27 protein-coding genes, 1 pseudogene and 1 other annotated feature are annotated in these 25,940 nt (G+C 35.0%); of the genes and pseudogenes, 15 read left to right on the forward strand and 13 right to left on the reverse strand.

The features are described from left to right. Positions 1–15 precede the first annotated feature (15 nt). Positions 16–1,281, forward strand: a complete 1,266-nt coding sequence (locus AC5LWL_RS10225; protein WP_493434214.1) for a DNA polymerase IV — start codon at positions 16–18, stop codon at positions 1,279–1,281. 151 nt (positions 1,282–1,432) lie between these two features. Beyond that, positions 1,433–2,842 carry an NADP-dependent phosphogluconate dehydrogenase gene (gene gnd, locus AC5LWL_RS10230; protein ID WP_493434215.1) on the forward strand — a complete coding sequence of 470 codons (1,410 nt, stop codon included), beginning with the start codon at positions 1,433–1,435 and terminating at the stop codon, positions 2,840–2,842. A gap of 112 nt (positions 2,843–2,954) precedes the next feature. Here the strand turns inward: gnd and AC5LWL_RS10235 are convergent, their stop codons facing one another. From AC5LWL_RS10235 to zwf, 5 genes are all read right to left on the reverse strand, one after another. Next, positions 2,955–3,335: a YhfM domain-containing protein gene (locus AC5LWL_RS10235; protein WP_493436590.1), complete on the reverse strand. Its 381-nt coding sequence runs from the start codon at positions 3,333–3,335 to the stop codon at positions 2,955–2,957. 152 nt (positions 3,336–3,487) lie between these two features. After that, on the reverse strand, positions 3,488–3,658 hold the full coding sequence (locus tag AC5LWL_RS10240) for a hypothetical protein (protein WP_493434216.1): 171 nt from the start codon (positions 3,656–3,658) through the stop codon (positions 3,488–3,490). A 404-nt stretch (positions 3,659–4,062) separates the two neighbouring features. Continuing rightward, on the reverse strand, positions 4,063–4,323 hold the full coding sequence (locus tag AC5LWL_RS10245; RefSeq protein WP_493434217.1) for a hypothetical protein: 261 nt from the start codon (positions 4,321–4,323) through the stop codon (positions 4,063–4,065). Positions 4,324–4,807: 484 nt separating this feature from the next. Then, positions 4,808–5,917, reverse strand: coding sequence for a metallophosphoesterase (locus tag AC5LWL_RS10250; RefSeq protein WP_493434218.1), 1,110 nt, complete (start codon positions 5,915–5,917; stop codon positions 4,808–4,810). A 180-nt stretch (positions 5,918–6,097) separates the two neighbouring features. Next, positions 6,098–7,555 (reverse strand): glucose-6-phosphate dehydrogenase, encoded by a 1,458-nt coding sequence (gene zwf / locus AC5LWL_RS10255; protein WP_493436591.1) that lies wholly within the window; start codon positions 7,553–7,555, stop codon positions 6,098–6,100. Between the two features lie 618 nt (positions 7,556–8,173). Between zwf and rnz the strand changes: the two genes are divergently transcribed. Together rnz and AC5LWL_RS10265 are read left to right on the forward strand one after the other, a co-directional pair. Beyond that, entirely contained in the window at positions 8,174–9,088 is a 915-nt protein-coding gene (gene rnz / locus AC5LWL_RS10260; protein ID WP_493434219.1) for a ribonuclease Z, read from the forward strand. Positions 9,089–9,193: 105 nt separating this feature from the next. Next, positions 9,194–9,346 (forward strand): DUF5613 domain-containing protein, encoded by a 153-nt coding sequence (locus AC5LWL_RS10265; protein WP_493434220.1) that lies wholly within the window; start codon positions 9,194–9,196, stop codon positions 9,344–9,346. A gap of 362 nt (positions 9,347–9,708) precedes the next feature. Here the strand turns inward: AC5LWL_RS10265 and AC5LWL_RS10270 are convergent, their stop codons facing one another. Next, positions 9,709–10,986: an IS110 family RNA-guided transposase gene (locus tag AC5LWL_RS10270; protein WP_493432641.1), complete on the reverse strand. Its 1,278-nt coding sequence runs from the start codon at positions 10,984–10,986 to the stop codon at positions 9,709–9,711. Positions 10,987–11,119: 133 nt separating this feature from the next. Here AC5LWL_RS10270 and AC5LWL_RS10275 point away from each other — a divergent pair. Both AC5LWL_RS10275 and AC5LWL_RS10280 read left to right on the forward strand, forming a co-directional pair. Further along, a pseudogene (locus tag AC5LWL_RS10275) lies at positions 11,120–11,260 on the forward strand (DUF5613 domain-containing protein); the annotation flags it as partial. Positions 11,261–11,275: 15 nt separating this feature from the next. After that, on the forward strand, positions 11,276–11,731 hold the full coding sequence (locus AC5LWL_RS10280) for a GNAT family N-acetyltransferase (RefSeq protein WP_493436592.1): 456 nt from the start codon (positions 11,276–11,278) through the stop codon (positions 11,729–11,731). Positions 11,732–11,837: 106 nt separating this feature from the next. Here AC5LWL_RS10280 and namA read toward each other — a convergent pair whose 3' ends face one another. Together namA and proC are read right to left on the reverse strand one after the other, a co-directional pair. After that, complete coding sequence (gene namA / locus AC5LWL_RS10285) at positions 11,838–12,857, reverse strand: NADPH dehydrogenase NamA (RefSeq protein WP_493434221.1); 1,020 nt, start codon at positions 12,855–12,857, stop codon at positions 11,838–11,840. Positions 12,858–13,223: 366 nt separating this feature from the next. Beyond that, positions 13,224–14,060, reverse strand: coding sequence for a pyrroline-5-carboxylate reductase (gene proC / locus AC5LWL_RS10290; RefSeq protein ID WP_493434222.1), 837 nt, complete (start codon positions 14,058–14,060; stop codon positions 13,224–13,226). Positions 14,061–14,122: 62 nt separating this feature from the next. Next, positions 14,123–14,341 (reverse strand) — a binding site (T-box leader). Between the two features lie 296 nt (positions 14,342–14,637). Here proC and AC5LWL_RS10295 point away from each other — a divergent pair. Then, entirely contained in the window at positions 14,638–15,432 is a 795-nt protein-coding gene (locus AC5LWL_RS10295; RefSeq protein WP_493434223.1) for an SDR family NAD(P)-dependent oxidoreductase, read from the forward strand. Positions 15,433–15,480: 48 nt separating this feature from the next. Here AC5LWL_RS10295 and AC5LWL_RS10300 read toward each other — a convergent pair whose 3' ends face one another. After that, a complete protein-coding gene (locus AC5LWL_RS10300) occupies positions 15,481–15,681 on the reverse strand; it encodes a YqzH family protein (protein WP_493434224.1) in 201 nt (66 codons plus the stop codon). A gap of 193 nt (positions 15,682–15,874) precedes the next feature. Between AC5LWL_RS10300 and msrA the strand changes: the two genes are divergently transcribed. Next, complete coding sequence (msrA, locus tag AC5LWL_RS10305) at positions 15,875–16,390, forward strand: peptide-methionine (S)-S-oxide reductase MsrA (RefSeq protein WP_493434225.1); 516 nt, start codon at positions 15,875–15,877, stop codon at positions 16,388–16,390. Positions 16,391–16,513: 123 nt separating this feature from the next. Here the strand turns inward: msrA and AC5LWL_RS10310 are convergent, their stop codons facing one another. Further along, the gene (locus AC5LWL_RS10310; protein ID WP_493434226.1) at positions 16,514–17,431 is read right to left on the reverse strand and encodes an alpha/beta hydrolase; all 918 of its coding nucleotides are present in this window, start codon (positions 17,429–17,431) and stop codon (positions 16,514–16,516) included. A 166-nt stretch (positions 17,432–17,597) separates the two neighbouring features. On the opposite strand from AC5LWL_RS10310, the gene AC5LWL_RS10315 reads away from it, so the two are divergent. Further along, positions 17,598–18,347 (forward strand): GNAT family N-acetyltransferase, encoded by a 750-nt coding sequence (locus tag AC5LWL_RS10315; RefSeq protein ID WP_493434227.1) that lies wholly within the window; start codon positions 17,598–17,600, stop codon positions 18,345–18,347. A gap of 86 nt (positions 18,348–18,433) precedes the next feature. On the opposite strand, the gene AC5LWL_RS10320 is transcribed toward AC5LWL_RS10315, so the two are convergent. Then, the gene (locus AC5LWL_RS10320) at positions 18,434–18,565 is read right to left on the reverse strand and encodes a hypothetical protein (protein ID WP_493434228.1); all 132 of its coding nucleotides are present in this window, start codon (positions 18,563–18,565) and stop codon (positions 18,434–18,436) included. A gap of 388 nt (positions 18,566–18,953) precedes the next feature. Between AC5LWL_RS10320 and AC5LWL_RS10325 the strand changes: the two genes are divergently transcribed. Further along, a complete protein-coding gene (locus AC5LWL_RS10325) occupies positions 18,954–19,412 on the forward strand; it encodes an OsmC family protein (protein ID WP_493434229.1) in 459 nt (152 codons plus the stop codon). An 88-nt stretch (positions 19,413–19,500) separates the two neighbouring features. Beyond that, complete coding sequence (locus AC5LWL_RS10330; RefSeq protein ID WP_493434230.1) at positions 19,501–19,746, forward strand: YqkE family protein; 246 nt, start codon at positions 19,501–19,503, stop codon at positions 19,744–19,746. Between the two features lie 214 nt (positions 19,747–19,960). Here the strand turns inward: AC5LWL_RS10330 and AC5LWL_RS10335 are convergent, their stop codons facing one another. Then, positions 19,961–20,869: an aldo/keto reductase gene (locus AC5LWL_RS10335; protein WP_493434231.1), complete on the reverse strand. Its 909-nt coding sequence runs from the start codon at positions 20,867–20,869 to the stop codon at positions 19,961–19,963. Positions 20,870–20,948: 79 nt separating this feature from the next. Next, positions 20,949–21,113, reverse strand: coding sequence for a Z-ring formation inhibitor MciZ (gene mciZ / locus AC5LWL_RS10340; RefSeq protein ID WP_493434232.1), 165 nt, complete (start codon positions 21,111–21,113; stop codon positions 20,949–20,951). A gap of 371 nt (positions 21,114–21,484) precedes the next feature. Between mciZ and AC5LWL_RS10345 the strand changes: the two genes are divergently transcribed. The 4 genes from AC5LWL_RS10345 to AC5LWL_RS10360 all read left to right on the forward strand — a co-directional run bounded on the left by AC5LWL_RS10345 (position 21,485) and on the right by AC5LWL_RS10360 (position 25,938). Next, a complete protein-coding gene (locus AC5LWL_RS10345) occupies positions 21,485–22,036 on the forward strand; it encodes an NUDIX domain-containing protein (RefSeq protein ID WP_493434233.1) in 552 nt (183 codons plus the stop codon). Further along, positions 22,033–23,196, forward strand: coding sequence for an endonuclease Q family protein (locus AC5LWL_RS10350; protein WP_493434234.1), 1,164 nt, complete (start codon positions 22,033–22,035; stop codon positions 23,194–23,196). Before AC5LWL_RS10345 ends, AC5LWL_RS10350 begins: the two co-directional genes overlap by 4 nt. Positions 23,197–23,919: 723 nt before the next feature. Beyond that, a complete protein-coding gene (locus AC5LWL_RS10355) occupies positions 23,920–24,783 on the forward strand; it encodes a hypothetical protein (protein WP_493434235.1) in 864 nt (287 codons plus the stop codon). Between the two features lie 744 nt (positions 24,784–25,527). Then, positions 25,528–25,938 carry a WapI family immunity protein gene (locus AC5LWL_RS10360; RefSeq protein ID WP_493434236.1) on the forward strand — a complete coding sequence of 137 codons (411 nt, stop codon included), beginning with the start codon at positions 25,528–25,530 and terminating at the stop codon, positions 25,936–25,938. Positions 25,939–25,940: the final 2 nt, after the last annotated feature.

The raw sequence follows: 25,940 nt of genomic DNA on the forward strand, positions 1-25,940 counted from the left end.
GAGGATGTGGGTCTATTGCAAGAATATTATCCTAAAAAAGGAAGAGTTATTTTACATGTTGATATGAATAGTTTCTATGCTTCTGTTGAAATCGCATATGATCCTTCTTTAAAAGGAAAGCCGCTTGCCATCGCTGGAAATGAACTGGAGCGGAAAGGGATAATTGTGACCTGCAGCTATGAAGCAAGGAAATTTGGAGTAAAGACAACCATGCCTTTATGGGAAGCAAAAAAACTTTGTCCAAACTTACATATTATGAAACCAAACTTTGAACGTTATCGAAAGGCATCATTAGGTATGTTTACGATTTTGAATGAGTTTACGACAATTGTGGAACCTGTTTCCATTGATGAGGGCTATTTGGATATCACAAACAGCTACGATTTAGGAAGCCCAATAGAGATTGCCGAAACGATTCAGAAATGTTTAATAGAACGTTTGGATTTACCTTGCAGTATTGGAATTGCTCCAAATAAATTTTTAGCCAAAATGGCTTCTAATTTAAAAAAACCAATGGGTATCTCGATCATTAGAAAAAGAGATGTTCCCTCATGTTTATGGCCAATGGATGTGGAAGAAATGCATGGAGTAGGAAAAAAAACGGCTGAAAAATTAAAAACACTCGGCATCTTCACCATTAGAGATTTGGCGAATGGCGATTCCCTTCAACTGAAGGCTATTTTAGGGATTAATGGTTTGCGGTTAAAAGACAGAGCGAATGGGGAAGATAATAGAATCGTTGACCCAGAAGCTGCAGATGAATTTAAAAGCATTGGCAATTCAACTACATTACCAAAAGATGTAGCAAATCAACAAGAGCTTTTTCAAGTCTTACAATCCCTAGCTTATAAAGTGGCGACAAGGATGAAAAAAAAGCATGTTCATACAAAAACATTAAGCATTACGATTAGGTATGGAGATAGGAAAAATTACTCCAAAAGCATGAAGCTGGATAATCCGATTAAAATGGAACAAGAGATAGTTGAAAAAAGCAAGGAATTGTTCTTAAAGGCATGGAATGGCAACCCTGTGCGTTTGCTTGGCATTACGGCAACAAATCTAATTGAGAATAATATAGTAGTAAAACAACTTGATCTATTTTCATATGAAGAAGAGGCGGAAAAAGAACCACTTTGGAAAACGATAGCTGCATTAAAAGAAAAATATGGAAAATCGGTTATAGAACATGCGAGCGATATTCAAATGACAAAACCGGATGATAATATTGGTACACAAACTAGTTTTAACAAAGATTTTTTACAAGGAAAGAAATTTTTATAAAAAAAAGCTGCAGATGAAATTTTTTTTTGTAAAACGTCTAGCAAAAGTGGTGCTACTTCAGTTAGAATAGTTGCATATATAACAGAATCTTGCTAAAGTAAAGTGAATTCTACTATATAACGATACATAGAGTAAGAAGGGAAGTAAAAAAATGACAAAACAGCAATTTGGTGTTATTGGTTTAGCAGTAATGGGAAAAAACCTTGCAATGAATATTGAAAGCCGTGGCTACACTGTTTCTGTATTTAACCGTTCAAAGGAAAAAACAGAAGAAATGCTTAAAGAAACAGAAGGAAAAAATCTGTTCGGAACGTATACCCTAGAGGAATTCGTTCAATCATTAGAAGTTCCACGCAAAATTATGCTAATGGTAAAAGCAGGTCCTGCTACAGATGCGACAATTGAACAATTAAAGCCATTACTTGATAAAGGCGATATTGTGATCGATGGAGGAAATACATTCTTCGAAGATACACAACGCCGTAACAAGGAATTAAGCGAACTAGGTATCCATTTCATCGGTACTGGTGTTTCTGGTGGAGAAGAAGGAGCGCTAAAAGGACCTTCTATCATGCCTGGTGGACAAAAAGAAGCGTATGAGCTTGTTGCGCCAATCTTTAGAGATATTTCAGCAAAAGTAAATGAAGAGCCATGTACTACTTACATTGGTCCAGACGGTGCTGGGCACTACGTAAAAATGGTTCATAATGGTATTGAATATGGAGATATGCAGTTGATTTGTGAAGCATATTTTATTATGAAAAATGTGCTTGGCTTAGATGCAAAAGAATTGCATGAAGTATTTGCGGAGTGGAATAAAGGCGAGCTTGACAGCTACTTGATCGAAATCACTGCAGATATCTTTACAAAAGTAGATGAAGAAACTGGCAAGCCATTAGTAGACTTAGTATTAGATACTGCTGGTCAAAAAGGAACTGGAAAATGGACTAGCCAAAGTGCATTAGACTTAGGCGTGCCACTTCCAATGATTACTGAATCTGTATTTGCCCGCTTTATCTCTGCTATGAAAGATGAGCGTGTGAAAGCAAGCAAAGTATTATCTGGTCCAGCTATTCAACCGTTCACTGGTGATAAAGCTGCATTTATTGAATCTGTTCGCAAAGCACTTTATTTCAGCAAAATCGTTTCTTATGCACAAGGTTTCGCGCAAATGAGAGCAGCTTCAGAAGAATACAACTGGGATTTAAACTACGGAGAAATCGCAATGATTTTCCGTGGCGGATGTATCATTCGTGCACAGTTCTTGCAAAAAATTAAAGATGCATATGATCGCGATTCAGAATTAAAGAACTTATTATTAGATCCTTATTTCAGCGATATTGCAGAGAATTACCAAGCTGCATTACGTGAAGTAATTTCTGGTGCTGTAACAAATGGTATCCCTGTACCAAGTTTCGCCGCTGCATTATCTTATTATGACAGCTACCGTACAGAAACACTTCCAGCAAACCTTCTACAAGCACAACGTGACTATTTTGGTGCACATACGTATAATCGTACGGATAAAGAAGGCGTATTCCACACAAACTGGATGAAATAAGTAGTTATTTGCTACGTTTGAATGTTATTTTTAACATTCAAACGCGAATACAAAAGAGCTTGGGATATCTCTCAAGCTCTTTTGTATTCCTATACTATCATTTCCGATCCGTTCATTTTTTTCCTGTAAGTATTCTTAATAGTTCTGCTGATGTATTTTTGTCTAATTGAACATATTTGTTTTCAGCATGTATTACGAGCTCGACTTTATCTTTATTTGGACTTATCCAAAGTTGATATAATACAGTTTTTGCTTCTATTTCTGGGGTTTTGAATGAAAAGAAAAATCTGTAATCAGCTGGAAGTGTCATCTCTGTTTTTGTATTTTTCCAATTAATAGCATCTAATAGCTCTTTTGCTTCTTGAACTTGCTTCGTATTAGTAATTTTTTTGAATTCTTCATATTCGTTTTCTATTGCGTTTGAACAGCCAGTTATAAAAATAAAAATTAGTCCAATACAACCAATTAAATAGTTGAAATTTTTCAAGGTCATCATCCTCTTTATACCATTAGAAATTATTATTTGGAAGAATTGCGAATTTTTATAATAAAAACGAACGTTAAGAAGACAGACAAATAAATAAAGATTTGAAATTTCTAGTCTAAAGCGTAAAACTCTTTGCTCTTTTATATAAACTTTGAACTTTATTTATTCTTTCTTTTTCGATTGATCTCTAAAATAGATTCATAGATTATGTAAAAGATAACAAGCGCTACAAAAATTATATACCAAAGACTGTCGTTATCATTATTGAAAATTAAGATTAAGCCTAAACCAGTAATCACTAGTTTTATCAATAAGGTTAACTTGTTCATCTTTCTTTCCTCCTAGAAAATAATTGATTTTTAGTTGAAAATTAGGTGTATTAATACTGTATCAAAAGAGAAGGAAGGTATCCAAACAAGACCAATTAAAAAACTTTTTCCCTCACTAATCCCTGCAACTATTCTAAACGCATTTGCTCCGCCAGCTTGTATTTTCTCAAAGGGGTCTATTGATACAGTCTACTATACACTCTCCTAGAGCCACCGTGCTGGTCAGTATATGGTAAAGGTGACAACTAACTGTTGCGACAAAAAATTACTAGTTGTATTCATTTATATCGATGTTGACGATGCTTCTTAATTTCAGATTAACTGCTTTGTATCAACCTTAAGGGGTTATTATGCTAAAAAACTTAAAAAAAGCAACATATGCTATCTCGTTACTTTTTTTAGATTTATGGTTGATTCCAAAAAACAATAGAAGTAAGTGGAATGATAACTGACCAGAAAAGAACGATGAAGTTACCTGTAATTCCGATTATTTTTAATAGGCTTTTTGTGCCTAAAAAAGCAACAATTAATCCTATAATTGGGAGAATCATCCCAATCACGATTATAACTGAGTTAGAAAACAAATCTTCATTGAAAAACCAAGCTGTATACACCAAAAGCGAAATCGCAAAAATTGAAACGGAAATAATATTTAATTTGTTCATATACATCTCCCTTCTTGTAAACTTTACCATATAAAACGGTGAAAAACAGTACTTTTTCCATATATTCCTTTTAGTGTTAATTATAGCTTCCTATTCATTCACTTATTATAAAAATCTTTCGGGATAGATAACCGTTTTATCGTCTATATATAGATGATACTGATTGTTTTTTTAGTTGAAGCATTTTTACACATTTTTTTCAGAGTAGAAACCCATGCTAACAAATTTGTACCGTGGCCCATGAAAAGAAGGAGATTTCTTGAATTTATTAAGCAGGGAGCAGTCAGAATATACGAAGACTCCCGTGGGAATGCGAGAAAAGACGAGACCCCGCAGTACTCCGAGGAGGCTCAATGCCCACCCCATGGAAAGCAAAGTGTATTCCGCCTGCGGACTCATTGAGAGAGCCAATGCCTTTTTAAAACTTTAAAATATAAATCGGCAATAACGGGCAGTAAGAAATTACTGATGGAAGAAGATGTACTTATTGAAATTGAATATCGATAAAAACAATTTCTGAGCGGCTTCCTAACCGAATAGGAGGACCCCAAAAGCCAAAACCAGAAGAGACAATAGCATGAAGCTGTTTCTTCTGCTTATAGCCCCAGTCAAGCTCAAATACCCGTTTCGTAATAAAATGATTTGGAGCCATTTGTCCACGGTGAGTATGACCAGATACAATTAAATCTATACCTTCATTCATGGCTTCTGTTAAGGCTGCTGGTTGATGGTCCATCATGATAAGGGGAAGGTTTTCTGCTTTCTCAGAAACTAATTGCTGAATGGACTGTCTTTTTGGATCTGTTTTGTCTTTTCTCCCAATCAGTACAAAGCTATTATCTATCAACACACTTTCGTCCAGCATGATGTTTATCCCGATTCGATTCATTTCCTGTAAAAATTCAGGGATTTTTTTCCCGTAGTATTCATGATTTCCTAAAACCCCATAAACACCTAAAGGAGCTTTTAGATTCTTCATTTTTTCTCCCATCTTTTTCTTTAAGAAAGGATTGGGATCATCATCAATGATATCCCCTGGGAGCAGGATTAAATCTGCTTGCAATTCATTAATCATCGTTACGAGCTTATTTAAATGAGCGTTGCCGGAAAGGGTGCCAAAATGCATATCGGACGCCATAGCGATTGTTAATGAGCTGCGAGTTCCTTCTTTTTTTGGTAAAGTAAGTTTATATTTTTGGATAACAGGGGAATAGGCATTAAAAGTGCCATAAATTAAAATCAGCAAAAATATACTGACCGTAACAATCCCAGTTATTAGTATACTAGTTGATTTTTCCATATAAAATGACAAAAAATATGCTGCAATATTGGCAATTGGCAGGAGAATAATAGCGTATTGTAAAACGGCTAGCCAGTAGGAGCCAATTATTTTATATATGGTAATGGATGGAAAAGCGTGGCTTAAAAAATAAGAATACGCCAAAATAAGTAAAATGATAATATACGCAATCAGATGGAACTGTGAAAAAGCAGTATGAAATAATACATATCCATTCCAGCCAATATAAAAAAGAAAGACGTGGTAGAGAAGAACACTTAGAGAAATAAGTAAAATTGTCGTTGATTTTTTCATGATAAACTCCTTATGATTGATGACTATCCTTCCTAAACAACAGGAAATAAGCAAAAAAAATTAAAAATCTACAAAAAACTTCATACTGAAATTATACTAAGGTTTCCAGCGGGTTAATAAAGAAAAAACGCGAAATCTAAACGATTTCACGCTTTTCTTTATAGGCTAATGAACATTTACCTAGAATTGATTAACTGGCCACCAGAAAAATCCGTCTTCTTCTAATAGTTCATCAGCTTCTTTAGGACCCATTGTTCCAGAAGCATAGTTCGGATAGGTTGTAGCAGGAGTTTCTGCCCAAGCTTTAGAAATCTTATCAACATAGCTCCATGAAAGAGCTACTTCATCCCAGTGGGTAAAGTTGGTTGCATCTCCTTTAATACTATCATCAATTAATTTTTCGTATGCTTCCGGTGTATTAATGCTAGCGATGCCTGTATTTGCATAGCTAAGTTTAATAGGTGTTGCTTCCATATTTTGTCCAGCTTTTTTAGCATTTAAATGCAAAGTAATGCCTTCTTCTGGTGTTATATGAATAACAAGCAAGTTAGGAGTTAATTCTTTTTCTGGATGCTCATATAAATTCATTGGAATATCTTTAAATTGAACAACAATTTTTGTTGATTTTGATTCCATTCTTTTGCCTGTACGAATATAAAATGGAACGCCTGCCCAACGGAAATTATCAATCAATACTTTACCAGCAACATAGGTTTCTGTATTTGATTCAGGATTAACCATCTGTTCTTCTCGGTAGCTAGGAAGTTCTACATCATTTACGATTCCCTTGCCGTATTGCCCGCGAACAAAGTATTTTTTCACTTCTTCTCCTTCAAAGGAGCGCATTGCACGGAAAACTTTTACCTTCTCTGATCGGATTTCATCTGGTGTTAAACGAATTGGCGGTTCCATCGCAAGCAATGCAACCATTTGAAGCATATGGTTTTGCACCATATCTCGTAAAGCGCCACTTGTTTCATAATATCTACCGCGTTCTTCTACTCCTAATGTTTCACTAGATGTTACTTGAATATTGCTGATATATCGGTTATTCCAAAGGTTTTCAAAAATAGCGTTGGAGAAACGAATCGTTTCAATATTTTGCACCATTGCTTTTCCTAAATAATGGTCGATTCGATATACTTCATTTTCAGAAAAAGCTGTTCTTATTTGATCATTAAGCTCTTGAGCAGATTTTAAGTCATGACCAAAGGGTTTTTCAATGATTAATCGTTTGAAACCAGATACATCTGTTAATCCATCTTCTTTTAAATGTACGGCAATTGGACCAAAGAACTCTGGAGCCATTGCTAAATAGAATACACGATTGCCGCCTAATTCATATTTTTCATCTAAATCAGTTGCTATATTCTTTAGCTCTAGATAAGAGTTGGAATTTGTTACATCATGTGAATGATAGCAGAAATGTGACGCGAATGTTTCTAATTCTTTTGCGTTTGTATTGGAAATAGATTCTGCTACAGAGTTTTGAACATTTTGGATAAACTGTTCATTTGTTAATGTTCTTCTTCCTACACCGACAACAGCAAATCTTGATAGCTTTCCTTTTTGATATAGTCGGTAGAGTGAAGGAAATAGTTTGCGGTTTGCTAAATCTCCTGTTGCTCCAAAAATCATAATAAGTGCAGTAGATTGTTGATTTTGATTCAATTTCTTGGACCTCTTTTCATTAAATATGTATAAAAAACTTCAAATTAGCTTTGAATTGCATGTTTGCTATAAACTTTATAAAAGAATAACAGGTATTAAAGAAGATGAAAACAGTAGATTTTCTTTTTTTCTCGATATTGTTGTCAAAAATACCTGTACAGATATAAAATTCTATCTGTTTCTTTAAAATTAAGCAAACATTATGTTTGAAAAAAACACTTTAAACAGAAATTTTAGAAAAATTAATTTTTCAGGAAGCCTTGCAAAAAATCGTTGCTCCTTTTTTACTCCATTTTTCCTTTAGTATTTATAATTTTAGATATTACAATAAAATCGAGCAAGTTACTAGGAAAAGATAAAAAAAATTTGGTGAGTCCATCATTTTCTATTATACTTAAGGCATTATTCTGTATTAGGACATCGTACTCTTATAGTATTGTGTAGAAAAAAACGTTTTATCCGAGTATAAAATAAAGTCGATAATGAAATCTTTCGTGAAAGATTGACTTGTTCATTGATAAATGGTTTTAACCTTTTGACGTTTCAAGCTTCGAAGGAAAATGAATAGAAAGAAGTGTATAAAAAGTGGAATTACAGTTTCTGGGAACCGGCGCTGGCATACCAGCAAAATCAAGAAATGTGACGAGTATTGCATTAAAGCTTTTAGAAGAGAGAGGGAGCATCTGGCTATTTGATGTGGGCGAGGCAACACAGCATCAAATTTTACATACTAGCATTAAACCAAAAAGAGTTGAAAAAATCTTTATTACGCATCTACATGGTGATCATTTATACGGTTTGCCTGGATTTCTTGCAAGCAGATCTTTTCAAGGGGGAGAAACACCTGTAGCTATTTATGGCCCAAAAGGGGTTAAATCCTATATTGAAACTTGCCTTTCTATTAGTCAAACCTATCTTAAATATGAGCTGCAAGTAGTAGAGATAGAAGAAGGCACGATCTTTGAAGACGAAGGATTTAAAGTGGAAGCAAGATTATTAGAACATGGTGTCCCTAGTTTTGGTTACCGGGTGATAGAGAAGGATCGACCTGGAAAACTTTTAATAGACAGGCTGCAAAAATACGGCCTTACTCCAGGTCCGTTATTTAAAAAAATAAAAAGTGGGGAAGATATAACGTTAGAAAATGGCATCTATCTAAAAAGTGAAGATTTTGTTGGCCCAGCTATAAAGGGGAGAATCATTACGATTTTAGGAGATACAAGGGTATGTAAATCTGCCTCTCTTTTAGCGCAAGATGCAACCGTATTAGTACATGAAGCTACATTTGCAAGCAAGGAAGAAGAACTTGCCAGAGAGTACTTTCATTCTACAACGATACAGGCTGCTAGTATAGCAAAAGAGGCAAAAGTAAAACAGCTTATTTTAACCCATATCAGTGCTAGATATGAGCGTTGTCAAACAGATGAATTATTAGCGGAAGCGCAAAGTGTTTTTCCAAAAGCAGATATAGCAGAAGATTTTAAAGTATTCCCTATTTGATTTGAATAGAATATTAGTAAATTAGAGGAGAGAGGGAGAATTGATTTTAGGATCATAAAAGCAATTCTTCCTTTTTGCACACGCACTATAAGGGAGAAATGAAAAATGGAATCCATTACATTTACAAGTGTTGCTAGATTAGGAGATATTATATTAGAAAATAGCCTGTTTAAACATTTCCATTATCCGAATATGCTATTAAGTTATGATAATAATTTTCTTGAATTTAAAAAAATACCCTCCCTCTATAAATGTTGATCTATCAACGGTTTGACCCGTTGTTGGGGTATCAAAAAAATATTTTTCGACACAATCCCTAACAATATTTTTAAAATATGTGAAACTATTCCAATACATGGGTACGCTACGCGGTCACTACTGGATAATGGTGGAAAGTAGTGATAGGAAATTATGCGATGCACAATGGATCTCTGCGTAACTTATGATGACGTACCCTCCCATGTCTCTGGGCATCTAAGTGCCTACATTCCTTCGTTCGGTCTAGTCATAAGGCAGAGGCTAGCGAAGCTCCTTTAGGGACTCAAGGTCGAATGGAAAAAATAGTGCCAGCTTCTCCGTGTCATCCTGTTGTCTAGGTCTATTTAAGGGGATGAAGGGTCTTATGCAGCCTCTACGAGACTAGGAATATCCCTCATCATTCGCTGTGCGTCAAACGCTTTGTGCTTAGTGCTAATTCCATGTAATACTTTTAATAGCTTACCGCATAGAACCACGATGGATTGCTTCTTGCGTAATGGATTAACCATACGATTTGTGTAATACTCATGTAGCTTTCGAAAGGCTTCATTGTGACGGATCATCGGCATCATTACTCGGAACAGAAGGGCGCGAAGCTTTCTTCTCCCCCGTTTGGAGATGCGTTTTTGCCCCTTGTGCTGACCAGAGGAATTTTCACGTAACGTTAATCCCGCGAGTTTAATTAGTTGGCGTGGATCTTCGTAGTGTGAAAAGCTTCCGATTTCAGCTAATAGATCGACAATCGTTGTATCTCCGAGTCCCGGAACCGTTGATAGCCATTCGTACTCTACAGACGTTTTTACAAGGTCAACTAGATGTTGAGTAAGGCTTTCGATATCTTGTTCTAACTGATGGTAACGGCGAACGAGCGTGGTAATTTCAATACGGGCCATCTCACGTCCTTCTGTTACTCCGATAGAGTTAGCTGCGACTTCAATAAGACGCAATGCTTTGGGTCTTTGGGGGGATTTGAGCCCCTCAACCTTCCGATAAAGAGATAAAACTTCATCGGGTTGTTTTTGGTGAAGATCATTCGGAAATGGGGTACATTCAAGTACTGCCAAAGCCATTTTTCCGAATGACGGAAACACCTGAGTAAACTCTGGAAAATAGCGATCTAACCAACGAATAATCATGTTTTTGACAGACCCTAGTTCCTCAGTCAATTTACTTCTAAACGTTGACCCAACGCGAAGTTCGGCCTCCATACCTTTTAGGATACGGGGATAACTGAACCGTCCGTCTTTTAAAAGTCGAGCGATCACAAGTGCATCTTTTCTGTCATGCTTGGTTGGCAGATTGTCGTCCAACTCTTTTGAACGCTTAACATGCATAGGGTTAACCATGGCCAAGGGAATGCCCCGGTCCTCAAGGTAGTAGGCCAAATTGAGCCAGTAGTGTCCCGTAGGTTCAATCCCGACAATGACTTCCGTTTTTTCATTTTCTTTCATGGCTACCAGAATACGTTGATAGAAAAGCTCGAACCCGTCTCTAGCTTGAGAAACAGAGAACGATTTTTGGAGCACACGTCCACGGTCATCCACAAAGCAAGCGTAATGGGTCCGCTTGGCAATATCGATTCCGACTACGAGTGTTTTTTCGGTGACTTGATTTATTTTCTGATTTTGTTTAAAATCCATTTTGGAGTCCTCCTTGGTTAACTAAGTTAGGGGTCATTTCGGTCCACGATTTGACACCCCGTATCATACCAAGAGGGCTCTTTTTTGTTCAAGTCCCCGAAAATCCTTCTAACAGGAATGCTCTTTAGTAGAATTTAAAGAGGCAGCAGTCTATTTACGAGAATTTCATGCAAAGAATGATCAGAAGCATGTAAAATTCTATTTTCCTGCAAATAAAAAATTGAATTCCGAGCTTGAAGAATACTTGAAAGGCTCTAATTATGAAATCGGTTATCTTGAATTATATGCGATTTACCCTAATCAATTTCCTTCTGTTCATCGTAACGCGGATATTGTGATTGAAGAGGTGACAGCAAGCAACTATAATTTATTTGTTGAACTGCAGTATCAGGAGGATTTACAATATGGAAACGACTTCGCTGAACAAAAAAAAATCCTGTATAACAGACAATTAGTAGATCATACGGTTGTGCAGCTTCTAGCTCTTTATAAGGGGACTCCAGCTGGTGCTGTAACTGTTTTTATTTCGGAAAATACTGCAGAAATAGATGGATTGTTTGTCGTGGAAAAGTTACAAAAAAAAGGAATCGGAAGCAACATGCAAAAATTTATTATGGATAAATTCCCTAATAAACTTATTATTTTATTAGCTGATGGGGAGGACACTCCGAAAGAAATGTATAAAAAACAAAATTATCAGTATTGTGGCTGTCAATACGAAGCAATAAAAGTATACGAAAAATAAAACAGCATCGGCTATTTCGTAGGCTGTTTTTTCACAAGCTGGATTAAAAAAACTTGAGAATTATCCCTCAAGTTTTTTTGATCGTTATTTTTAAAAAATAAATAGGTTAAATGTTCCATCCTCTTGCATAGGGTGTAGGTGAATCCAATTCAAATCCAAGCTCCTTTGCCGCATGTTTCGGCCAATAAGGTTCTCGCAGCAGCACTCTCGCAAGGAAAATAAGATCTGCACGTTCATTTTGCAAAATTTCTTCGGCTTGAACAGGAGATGTAATTAATCCGACTGCACCAGTGTCTATATGCGCATGATGTTTAATTTTTTCTGCTAACGGAACTTGGTATCCAGGATAAACATCTATATGGGCCGGTACTACTGCACCTGAGCTGACATCGATAAAATCGACTCCTTGCTCTTTCATCCATAGAGAAAGGGTAAAATAATCTTCCACTGTTAATCCGTCTGGGTGATAATCCTCTGCAGATATACGGACAAATAAAGGGCCTTGCCATACTTCATTAACTTGATCAATAATCTCCTTTAAAAAGCGATAACGATTTTCCTTAGTGCCACCATATTCATCTGTACGTTTGTTCGTTAATGGAGAAAGAAATTGATTAATTAAATAACCATGTGCAGCATGTAGTTCAATTACATCGAATCCTGCTTTATTTGCACGTTCAGCTGCTAATTTAAAGGCTTCAATAGTAGCGTGTATCTGGTCTGTTGACATTTCTACAGGTGTTTTATACTGTTCATTGAATGGAAGGGAAGATGGAGCAATGATAGCTTCTTTTACAGTTGCTTTTCTGCCGGCGTGCCCTAGCTGGATGCCTGCTTTTGCTCCATGTTCTTTTATCATAGATGTTAGTTTTTTTAACGGTTCAATATGATCATCAGACCAAATCCCTAAGTCTTTTTCAGAAATTCTTCCTTGAGGTGTAACGGCTGTTGCTTCTATTAGTAACAATCCTGTTTGACCAACAGCTCTGCTTGTATAGTGGGTATAATGCCAATTCTCTACATAACCTTCCTCTGTACTGGAATACATGCACATTGGTGCCATTACAATTCGATTTTTTAGTGTAATGTTTTTAATGGTGTACGGGGTAAATAGTTTAATAGACATACATTATCCTCCCTTTTTGCTAATTCCTTCTATTATTATAGCAACATAGTGACAAAATGAAAAAGAATCGAATCGAAAAAAAGAAAGTCAGCTGGAATGCTCTCTCTGGGTGACGAAAAATAATAAATTTTATTCTTCAACAGCCTGAGAGCAATCATCCTTTTGACTTTCTAAGAGAGAGATGCCACTTTAGCTGAATTATGTAATTCGCCTCTTTTTTATCCTAATAACAGCAGACAGGGAAGGCTTTTCTAGCTTGTATTGGAATATCTCTAAACGCTCCATTTTTAACGCTCTTAACATGCAAGTTTTCTCCATCTTTAGATATAGAAAAAAGGAAAATAGGAAGGAAGCGATTAAATGAAACTAATTAGAAATCTTCAATTCTTCACTTAATGTGTCCCCAAGACGATTTGATTGTGCAGTTGCTTCTTGAATGCACTGAATAAAAGCATTTTGCACATGAAAAGATTCTAATACTTTAATGCCGGCTTCTGTAGTGCCACCAGGGCTTGTAACATTTTTGCGCAGTTCTAAAGGGGTTTTAGAAGAAGTGGCAATCATTTCAGCAGCCCCTTTTAATGTTTGTACAATCAGTTCATTTGCTAGTTGACGATCTAACCCTATGTCGACCGCACTCTTTTCCATTGCTTCCACAAGATAATAAATATAGGCTGGGCCACTTCCAGAAAGACCTGTTACTGCATCTAACTGGTTTTCTTCGACCACTGCAGCTAGGCCAACTGTTTCAAAAATTTCTAAAACAAATTGTTTTTGTTCAGCAGTCACTTGCTTATTCATGGCAATCCCGGTTGCAGACTTGCCGATAGCAGCAGAAGTATTAGGCATCGCTCGAGCAATTGGCAGATTCTTTTCTGCTAATAAGGTCATGCTTTTTATACTGACGCCTGCAAGTACGGAAATAAGAAGCGTGTTAGCGGATAATATTGGCTTTATTTGTTTCAGTGCGTCTTTAACATCTTTCGGCTTCATTGCTAAGATGACAGCATCTGCATCTTTTACAATAGTTTCAATGGAATAGGAAAAATTCACACCATATTGGTTTTTTAATGCTTCAAGTCGTTGTTGGTTTGCTCGGTTTGTTATAAAGATATCTTCCCCATTAATTAATTTGCTGCTTACAATTCCAGAAATTAATGCTTCGCTCATAGAGCCAGCACCAATAATAGCGAGTTTTGTCATGCTTTAACCTCCAGTAAATTTTTACTCTCTCTATTTTTATGAAATAAAAAACCTTTCATCCGATAAAGGACGAAAGGTTTATTTTCGTGGTACCACCTTAGTTCAATATGCAAGCATGTGGCATACTGTATCTTTTATCCGGGTAACGACGGAATACGTTTAGGTTTTCCTAACAACTCGTAAGGTAGGTTCAATAAGAAGAACGATGAAGTTTTCCAGCCTAAGAACTTCAATCTCTAATCGTATCTATCTCATTTACTCGTCTTAGTCATCATTATTTTATCTGTTAAATTTCTTTGATTATGCAAGAAAAAAGGCTAGTCTGTCAAGGGACAGATTAAAATCCATGCAAATAAAGATTCACACCATGACCCATGAAAAAAATAGTTTCCTTAAGTTTTTTATTAGAAGCAGGAGGAATACACGAAGACACTCGCAGGAAAGCGAAGTATTTTCCACCTGCGGAACCCTGTAGCCCAAACAAAAGATTGTTTATCTACTGAAGATATGTGAAAATAATTTTATTCTATAAACACAAAAAAATTAATAAATGTAGAAAGGTACAAGAGGTGAAAACATGCAATACACACTAAAAGATAAAAATATTGTAATCACAGGAGCTTCCTCAGGAATAGGAGAAAAAATTGCCCAAAATGTAGCTTCCTTAGGAGCAAGACCAATCCTCTTAGCTCGTTCAGCTGATAAGCTGCAGCAAATATGTGAAGAAATCAATCAGACTTTAAATGCAAAAGCTATTTATTTTCCACTTGATGTAGGCAATCCAAATGAAATAAGGACAGTCTTTCATCAAATTTACGCAGAAGTAGGTTTTATTGATATCTTATTAAATAATGCAGGATTTGGTGTATTCGATTATTTAAATGAAGCAAGTTTTGAAGATATTGAAAAAATGTTTCAAGTAAATGTGCTTGGATTAATCGCATGTACAAAAGAAGTGCTGCCAACGATGCTTGAACAAAACAGCGGACATATCATTAATACGGCATCAATCGCAGGCAAGCTAGCAACTGCAAAATCAAGCGGCTATTCCGCTACTAAACATGCAGTGCTAGGTTTTACCAATAGTTTGCGTATGGAACTTGCAAAGACTAATATTTCTATTTCTGCTGTAAATCCGGGACCGATTGCTACTAATTTCTTTGCAATCGCTGATAAGTCAGGAAATTACGTGAAAAATGTTGAAAAATATATGCTTACTGCCGATGAAGTTGCTCATGAAGTAACGAAATTAATGATGAAACCAAAAAGAGAGATTAACTTGCCGAACTGGATGAATTGGGGGAATAAGTTATATCAGTTATTTCCAAAAACTGCTGACAAAGTGATGGGAAAAATGTTTGATAAAAAATAAAGCTTGTTAGGAAGAAAAGAATTCATTTTCCAACAAAAAAAGTTCTCCTTAAAAATAAGCAGAATCTGTAATATATCCATACACAACATCCTGAACAAGATCGTAAATATTCATATCAGGTGTTTCGTTTTTACTGTACATAATGGTATTATACATGTTTTCATAATCCTGATTATTTAATAAGCTGCTTTCTGTATGATATTGCTTTAATGCCTTTTGAATCATTTTTATAATAAGGTTTTTATTCATGAGACTACCTCTGTTATTTTCGTTTTAAAGGAAGAAAAAATAGATTGCTTTCATAAAATATTATATACTATATCTCAATCGTATAAAATGGAACTTCTGACAGTGGGGGAACTTGCCGAAAGAAGCGATAAAATGATTGATGAAAAATGAAGGGGTATCTTTACGCAGAAATGAAAGAGAGAGGTCGGGAGTTATGGAGAAGGCTACATTTGCAGGGGGCTGTTTTTGGTGTATGGTTACACCTTTTGACGAGTTGCCGGGAATAGAAGGAATCGTTTCTGGATATATGGGTGGAACGAAAGAAAATCCAACATATGAAGAAGTGAAATCTGGAACAACAGGTCATGCGGAAGTCGTTCAGATCACGTTTAATCCAACGCTATTTCCGTATGAGAGATTATTAGAATTATATTGGCAGCAAATTGATCCAACAGATGCTGACGGTCAATTTCATGATAGAGGCTCCCAATATCGCACGGTTATTTTTTACCATAATGATACACAAAAGAAACTTGCAGAAGAATCAAAAAAAGTAGTTGTTAACAGTGGAAGATTTCGCAAACCGATTGTCACAACTGTGGAACCAGCAAGTGAATTTTACGTAGCAGAAGATTATCATCAAGACTATCATAAAAAAAATAAACAACATTATAAAGAAGATAGACAAAAATCCGGCAGGGATGAGTATATAACAGAATACTGGAAGTGAACTCGTTTTAGCGAGCTGAAATTTCGTGAAATCAGGTGGAGTCTCTACTCCGCCTGATTGAAAGATCCCGCCTTTGCTTCGCTAAGAGGTGGAGGTCTTAATCCTAAATTTCTTTGAGAACTGCTATGTTTCTTTGATAGGGACATATTCTTGTAAAAAATCATCGATCGCTTTTTCGTATGCTTCTTTGTTTTCGTTATAAGATTGAGCATGAACACCGTTAACAGCAAAAAATAATTTCTTTTGGTCTTTTTTCTTTTCAAATAATTTTTGCGTCATCTCTGGTAAAATAAAATCGTCTTTTTCACTATGAATAAACAGCATTGGCTTCGTTATTTTGTCAATTACTTTTATAGGAGATACATCGCGAATAGAATAATGCTCTCTCATCCTAATGAAAATATCAGCAATTGGCAAAATGAATTTTACAGGTAATTTTATTTCAGAGCGAATTAAATAATGGAGTTCTTCTTTGAAATCAGAAAAAGGACAATCTGCAATATAAAAGTCAGCTCCATCATCTAACATCCCTGCATAAAGAATCATTGTTGCAGCACCCATAGATTCTCCATGAATGCCCAGTGTAATATCTTCTCCTCTAGATGCATGAACCCAGTCAACAACTGCCTTTAAATCAAATTTCTCATAATGGCCAAAACTAGTCGTTTTCCCCCCAGATTCTCCATGTCTGCGATGGTCATATATAATGACATTAAATCCTCTTTTTAAAAAAAGATTCATATATTTAATCGAATTTGTTTTGTTTTCAGTAACTCCATGTGAAATAATAATATATCGTTTTGTCTCAAAAGGTTCGACAAGAATAGTTTTTAAAGTGTAGCCAAACGAAGAAGGTATTGTAACTTCTTGTTTATGCAATGCTGCAAAAGTCGAGGGGTTCAAACGCCCAGCCTTTATTTCTCGATTATAAATAAATTGATCTTCTTTTTTCTTCATGTACATTAATCGATTGGTGCAATAAACACCAATAGAGGTTAAAAATAATAAACATGAAAAGATATAACGCAAAAACCTTTTCATCATGCTCCCACCTTTGTTCGTTTACGCTGGCTGTATAATCTATATGTAGTTTACCATTTTTTTGAAACGAAACATAGGGACCGATTCCTATTCTTTTTTGTACAAGCAAAGATTTGTATAATGGATAGGTAATATTGAAATGAAGTACGAAAGGGAGGATGATTAAATGGAACATTCTACTGTATTATTAGAGGAATTGGCTATTAATGCCCAACCTTCTTCTACGATGATGTTAATGGATGGTTGGATTGCTCGTTTTAATGATGGGTATACAAAACGGGGTAATTCGATACAAGCCTTGTATCCTTTCTCCATGAATATAGATGAAAAGTTGTTGGATATGGAGTGTTTATATAAACAAAAAGGACTTCCTGTTATTTACAAGTTGACAAATTCCTCTAATCCTACAGAGTTAGATAGTATGCTCGAAAAAAAGGGATATAATAGGATAGATGAAACAAGTGTACAAACGCTGGCTTTATCTGATTGGAGTCCACTTTCGACTCTAGCAGCAACAGTTGAAATCTATCATTCTTACACAGAAGAGTGGCTGCAGCATTATTGTCAATGGAATCAAGTAGACAAGGCAAATCATTCGACTTTAATCCATATGTTACGTACTATTATTCCAGATACTTGTTATGTTTTACTTAAGGAAGGTACTGAAGTAGTTGCATGTGGGCTAGGGGTGCTGCAAGGAAAGTATATTGGATTATTTGATATTGTTACAAACAGTAATTATCGAAGAAAAGGGTATGGAAATGCATTAGTTCAAGCGATACTGCAATGGGGTAAAAATGAAGGTGCAGAATTTGCCTATTTGCAAGTGATGATAAAAAATGAAGCAGCATGGAGATTATACCAAGCATGTGGCTTCCAAGAAAGCTATCGTTATTGGTATAGAATAAAAAAATAACGATAGAAACTGCCGACAAGAGCTCGTTTTAAATAGCAGATTTTCTCTCCATCTAACCATTGTCGACAGGGATAAAATAACATTAACTATTGCTTAGCATTTTGTCTTTTTGTTGGATGGATAGCTTTTTCTAATTCTTCCACTGCAATCGTTTCTTTTACCGTATTGGCACTGTGTTTTCCCGCTTGACTAAAGCCTTTATCTCGTTTTTGGCTCATTAGGATGCTCCTTTCTAAAATAAAGATACTTTCCTAATTTAAGTCATATGCAGGATAATTATTCATTTTCATAAAAGAAAAACAACATAACATCCTAAGAGTGCGTGTTCAAAAAGGAGGGTAAAAAGGACCGAGAAGTTCGAGGCGGTTTCACCTTTAGCACCACCCTTTCACAGGATGTGATGACTTCCACGTTGCTCACAGGACGTGAGCGTTTTTAGTGGAAGAACCTCTAGTTAATACGTGAGAAGCGGAGAAGCAAACCAACGAAGAAATCCAATGTGTCATTTTTACCGGACTTTTTGAACAACCTCTAAGAGTAAAAGCAAGAAAAGGCTTTGATTCCTTTGGCGATAAACGACATACTTAAGACAGAAAGGGTGTACATATGGCTGAACATCATTTTTATTTACAGGCAAATTGGCCAGGGGGAAGAAATAATGTAGGAACTATTGCAAGCGGCATGCTAAAAACGGAAATATCTATTCCGAAAGAAATGGATGGACCAGGAGTTGGAACGAATCCTGATGAAATGCTTTTAGGAGCTGCTGCTACTTGTTTTATTATTACATTAGCAGCAATGATGGAACGAAATAACTTGCAAAAAGAAAGTTTAACTTTACAGTCTGAAGGCGTCGTAGATGTTACTAATGGTGTTTTTACGTATAAACAAATTATTCATCGTCCTACCATTGTTTTACTTCATGATGCAACGGAAAAAGATCGGCAGTTAGCTGAGCGTTTAGCATATAAAGCAGAAGCGTCTTGCATGATTACAAGAGCGATTAAAGGCAATGTAGAAGTGATATTAGAGGAAACGATTTACATACAGGATGAGAAGGCGTAAAGGATTTTTTCCCTTTGTGAAAGAGCAAAAATAAAAGGAACTCCTCTTTGTTTAGAGAGGAATTAATAGAAGAAAAGGATGAAGCAAGATGAAAAAACAGCGTAAACCAATAAAAAAACAAGAACAAGACAAACCAGTAACATTAGGAGATTTACTTAATGATCAGCTGTCAAAGCAGTTACAAGAGAAAAAACAGGAATTAAAGGCTGAAGAACAAAAGAAACAAAAAGCAGATGAAGAAAGAATAAAAGAAGAAAAAAGGTTAAAAGAAAAAAATAAATCTTTTGAAGAGCTTTTAAAGGAAAATCCTTTAAATTGGAAAGAATTTAAGTGATTTTACGTAATATGTTTTTAGGAAGCAAGCAACCTAAAATTAGGCTTACTTGGTGAATTCGCAGTCAGTGAAAAAGGGTTACGCAGGTGGAATACACTTTGCTTTCCTGTGGGCTCGTCTTTCTCGAATTCCCACGAGAGTCTTCGTGTATTCCGGCTGCTCCCTGCTTCAATTACAAGAATAAAACTTTAGAAAACTGCTTCTTTTTATATTATTAACGATGTTGACTATACGTATTTGCTTTTGTTATTTTTTGAACTAATTCTATTTCTTCAATAGATAAAGGATTACTATTTACTGCGTTAGCGTTTTCCACTAGCTGCTCAACGGTGCTTGCTCCGGCAATTACGGAGGCAACAGCTGGATCAGCTAAGTTATATTGAATGGCTGCTTCATTTAATGTACGTTTGTCCGCAAAGATCTCTTTGATTTTTGGCAAGGTATCTTCTAATTCTTCTAATGAATAATCTAAATAGCCATCTTTAAGCTTGTTTTGATAGTTTTCACTCAATAAACCTTTTGCAACTGGACCTCGTGTTACTACATTAATTCCATTTCCATATAATTGGGACAGCACTTCTTCTTCTGGTCGTCTATCCAACATACTGTATTGCATCATAACAGAAACGATGGAGGAGTGTGTCATATACTCACGAATAACATTTGGACGAATGGAAGAAATTCCATAATAGCGAATAAATCCTTCCGCTTTTAACTCTTCAAATGCTGAGATGGCTTCTTCGATATTATCTTCTAATGTACCGCCATGGAGCTGATATAAATCGATATAATCAGTGTTTAACCGTTTTAGACTTTGTTTAACGGCTTCCTTAATGTAAGCCTTGCTAGCATCCCATGACCAATTATCTTGACCTTCTTTCCACTTGTTTCCTACCTTTGTTGCAAGAATAATTTCTTCCCGGTTGTGTTTGAAAAAATTACCTAATAACGCTTCGTTTTTTCCGAAGTCATACAAATCTGCTGTATCAAAATAATTAATGCCCTGTTCAAGGGCCGCTTCTAAAATGGGAAAAGCTGTTTTTTCATCTGTACCTAAACTCATGCAACCTAATCCAAGCTGTGAAACATATAAATCAGAAGATCCTAATTGTCTTTTTTTCAAAATCTGGCACCTCATTTTTGTGAATTTATTACCTATTGTACCGAAAGAAGGAAGAGGTTTTCAAAAATATCGCCTTAACTTATTTAAATTCTTCTATTTTAGCCATTTTTCTCTTCTGCACTTTCTCCTCTTCCAACCATTCTTTTACATACCTATATTTTTTACTGTACTGTTTTAAAATTTGGCGGATTTCCCATGCTTTTCCGGCGCAAACTACTCTTTTATCATGTAAATAAATTTTCATATTGGGCTCCTTTCCTGTCTTTCTAAAAGGAAAAAAAGTATAATGACTTAAGAACTGATTTATTTCTTATCAAAGAGAATATTCGGCAGACTTTAAGAGGTTGTTCAAAAAGTCCGGTAAAAATGACACGTCGAATTTCTTCGTTGGCTTCACTTTTCCGCTTCTCACGTATCAACTAGAGGATCTTCCACTAAAAACGCTCACGTCCTATGAGCAACGTGGAAGTCATCACATCCTGTGAAAGGGCGATGCTCAAAGTGAAGCCGCCTTGAACTTCTTGGTCCTTTTTATCCTCCTTTTTGAACACGCACTTTAAGTATTTATATGTAAAAAACATAGTTGAATAGAACGAGAATAGGAGTGTATATAAAATGAACCTACAAGAAAAAACCATTTCAACGAAAAAAATATTTGATGGCAGAATTATCACGGTGCAAGTAGATGAAGTGGAGCTTCCTAATGGAAAAACATCGACGAGAGAATTAGTGAAACATCCTGGTGCTGTTGCCGTTATCGCAGTAACGGATGAGGGGAAATTAGTAATGGTCGAACAATATCGTAAACCATTGGAAAAGGAAATAGTGGAAATACCAGCAGGAAAATTAGAAAAAGGAGAAGATCCAGCAGTTTGTGCTGAAAGGGAGTTAGAGGAAGAAACAGGATATGGCTGTAAAAGGTTAGAGCTGCTTACCTCTTTTTATACATCTCCAGGATTTGCAGACGAGATCATACATATTTATATGGCAAAAGGATTATTTAAGCTGGAAAATGCTGCTGGACTAGATGAGGATGAGTTTGTAAATTTGATGGAGGTATCATTAGAAGAAGCACTAGAGATGGTGGGAAATCAGCGTATCTTTGATGCAAAAACCATCTATGCTGTTCAATATATGCAGCTCTTGAAAGCTTTGGAGAATGAATGAATCGGTACTATACAGATCTTCATATCCATATTGGTCGAACGAAAAGCGGAAAGCCAGTAAAAATTACTGGCTCCAGCACTTTAACTTTTACCAATATTATTCACTATGCAAAATTCCAAAAAGGGCTGGATATGATCGGTATTATTGATGCTCATTCACCGGAAGTACTGGCTGAAATAGAACAACAGATGGAAGATCATCTCATTGTGCCAAAAGCAAATGGTGGGTTAGATATGGATGGATTGACGATTATTTTAGGCTCAGAACTGGAAATATACGATCAAAATTGCAATGGTCCCGTTCATGTATTAGTATTTTTGCCAACATTGGAAAAAATGAAGCTTTTTTCTGATTGGTTATCTTACCATCTGAAAAACATAACATTAAGTTCACAGCGAATGTATACAACAGGATTAGAATTGCAGAAAAAAATAAAGAGCATGGGCGGATTATTTATTCCGGCCCATATTTTTACACCATTTAAAAGTCTTTATGGCAAGGGAGTCAAACAAACGCTAGCAGAAATTTTTGATCCAGAGTTAATTGATGCTGTGGAGCTTGGTTTAAGTGCTGATACAAAAATGGCAGATTGTTTAGCAGAACTGCACCGCTATACCTTTTTGACCAATTCAGATGCCCATTCGTTAGGCAAAATAGCAAGAGAGTACCAAATAATAGAAATGAAAGAAGCATCCTTTTTAGAATTGGAGAAAGCATTAAAAGGTATGGAAGGAAGAGGGGTAAAAGCAAACTATGGTTTGGATCCATTGTTAGGAAAATACCATGAAACCGTTTGTGCAAAATGCTTTAACAGACTAGCAAACATAGAAGAAACCTGTTCTGTCTGCGGCAGCCAAAAATCCATAAAAGGAGTCGCCGCACGAATAAAGGAACTGTCGAATTCGACGCTTCAGATATCAAGGCCACCGTATATTAATCAAATCCCCCTTGAATTTATACCTGGACTAGGCAAAAAAACATTAGAAAAGCTTTTGCAGTATTTTTCAACAGAAATGCAAATTATTCACGAAGTTCCAAGTGAGAAGTTAGCAGAAGTGCTGCCAAAAAAAATAGCAGATTATATAATAGCCGCCCGAAATGGAACATTATTAATTTCTATAGGAGGAGGCGGCAAATATGGAAAAGTGAAAAAAAGCTGATGAAAAGCAGTGTTGTTCTATCTAACCAGACGGACAGCACTGTTTTTAAATTTTGTAATCCCCACTAAGGGTGCTTTAATGTGCTGAGGGATAGGTGCACTATAAAGAATGACTAAACAAAGCCATTGATAATCTAAAGAAAACTAAAAGGGGATAATATGAAAAAAATAAGCAAAGAAATTAAATTAACATTAGATTTTGTTATTGGGAAACAAGATGTTAAACGTGGAATATTTGAAGGAGGAGTAAAGAGTCCTGAAGCTTTAGAATAGTTAGGGTTTGAGATTATAGAAGGTGAAATATATGATGTCGAAAAAGATGAATTTGTGCGAAATGGAAAACAAGAAATTCATTTAAAAGGAAGCACAAAGGCTTTTAGAGAATTAGGAAAAATCTTATTGCATTAACTTATTACGAATCCAAAGATCCAAGTTATCATAATCCTTGGATAACTTGTCTGATTTCAGTGAAAACAAAATTGTAGACCTGACAATTTATAAACCCTTGAAGTGAGGATTATGTTGATTTAAGTTTAATTGAACAAACAGAAGTAACTACTGAAAAAGCGAAAGTGTATTAAGCATTGTTATAAACTTCTAGACTTCCAATTGAATACCGCATTCAACCACCTAAAATAGTTCTAATATTGAGATTATTTAAGGTGAATAATATTATTATATCCATACCATGTATATAGAATAGCAAGAAAAAAAGGAGACTTTGATGAAAAAACATAAACTAAAAAAAATAGAAGAAGTAGTGGAAAGAAGAAGAGTAGAAATAAGCATAGATAAAAAATATGAATTAGATAGAAATAAATTAGCTTATAAAACGGATGAAAATGGCGAGTTACAAGCTACTTATATATTAACTCATGATACTAAAGAAGAGGAGAAGATAATTCTCTATGCTTTTGTTGAAAATGATAATTCTCAACTTTTGTTGAAAATTAATAATAAAGAAGCATCGTTTCATGCTATTAAAATGCCTAAAAAGGGAGAGCTAAAGCTTAATTTTACATTATCATGCCTGCCTTCTGGTGAACATATGGTCTTCATAGTAAGCGAAAAAGAAATGAACAAAAGAAGTACTGATGAATTAGAAATACTTCAATCACAACAAACGTTAGCAAAAAATTACTTCTCCTTATCTGTTACAAATAGTAAGAAGGAGCAGAACATATTTAAGGAAGAAGGTAATTTTAAAACTATAAAAAAAATTGGTGAATCTGATAAAAATAATAGGATATCAATGGAATTATATGATAATTCAAATTTGACAAAAGAAACTAATTTCATTGAAAAAAATAAGTACTATCTAGTAATAAATAATCCGCAAAAATTTGAATTAAAAGCTAAATTAAAATTGATAGTAGACTTTAAACCATATGAGGTTGATCAAATTATCTTACCAGCTAATTCTAAAACAGTTCTTCCCGTTACCCTCAATGATTATTATCCTAATAATAGTATTCGTTATATATTGGTTGGACAGCCAAAGGGAAAATTAGATGTTGCATTACCGGTTAGAATAATGTACAAAACAAAACGACTCCCAATAATTAAAATAGACAATACCTTAACTTAATACTCATAATAAGTTATTACTTTTTTCAACTACGAATATAAAAATTTTTTTGAGCTATGTGGTCTGTCTGCCCCCCTTGAAAGAAATCGAAAAATTTATCTGGTAATATTGAGCAATACGGTAGACATGATAGAAGATTAGTAAAAAACCCTTAAAAACATTTAACAAAAATACTTGTAAAGAGGTTAGAAAGAATTAAAAAAGCTAGAAAAAATTTTATGAAAAAGAAAAATAAACGAATTAGAACATCTAATGTGATTAAGAGAAGGCAGGTGAAAATAGTTGTTAGTTCTTTTCATTGATATCTTGATAAGTTTAATGACGTTAACAATAACATTCTTTTCAATTAATACACTAAAATTTAATAGTAGCACTTTAAAGAATATTGCTGCAGCATATCAAGGATTTGGAATTTTATTAGTAGGTACAGGCATGTACATTGGTGGAGGAAGTTCTTTTCATACATATCTCTATATAACATTTACCATACAATTGATTATTCTTGGTCTCTTCTTATTAGTTTATTATCTTCCTTTTAAAAAGGTAGGGCATTCAAAATTAATAAATATTTATTCACTTTGCTTAGTTACAATTAGTTATTTAATGTATGTTTATTATATTATTGCGAGTTTTATTTATTATTAGGCTTTGTTAAAGTTTGGTGTTGGAATAATGACAAGGATTTAGAGAATCAAGTGAATGTTCATCCATTCTTGTTTATAAAGAAGATAAGGAGTTATTCTAGTGAAAATATTTAAGATTGCATATTCTGATTGGATTTGTGAAATTGAACTAATGAATTTTTATGAAGCGGATGAATTTGACTTAGGTTATGAATTCGAAGCTTCTATAAATATTAAATGCAAAGGGTATTCAGCTAAGACTAATAGTTTTTATTTTACTAACAAAGATCTTAATGAATTTTATAAGAGTATAAAGAGACTTTCGAAAGGTCAAGAGGAAAATCTGGTTTTTAAATCCATGTCCGATGAATTAGTATTACGTTTTAATAAAATTAACAATGGTTTTACTATTATAGTTGATTACAAAAAGTTGGAAGATGAAGATCAATTATCTACTTATACTAACTGTGATTATTTTACCTTAGAATACATTATAAAAGATTTAGATACTTTCTTTTTATCCTTTCATTAAAT

The organism is Niallia sp. WK069_GA_01 (assembly GCF_983173855.1).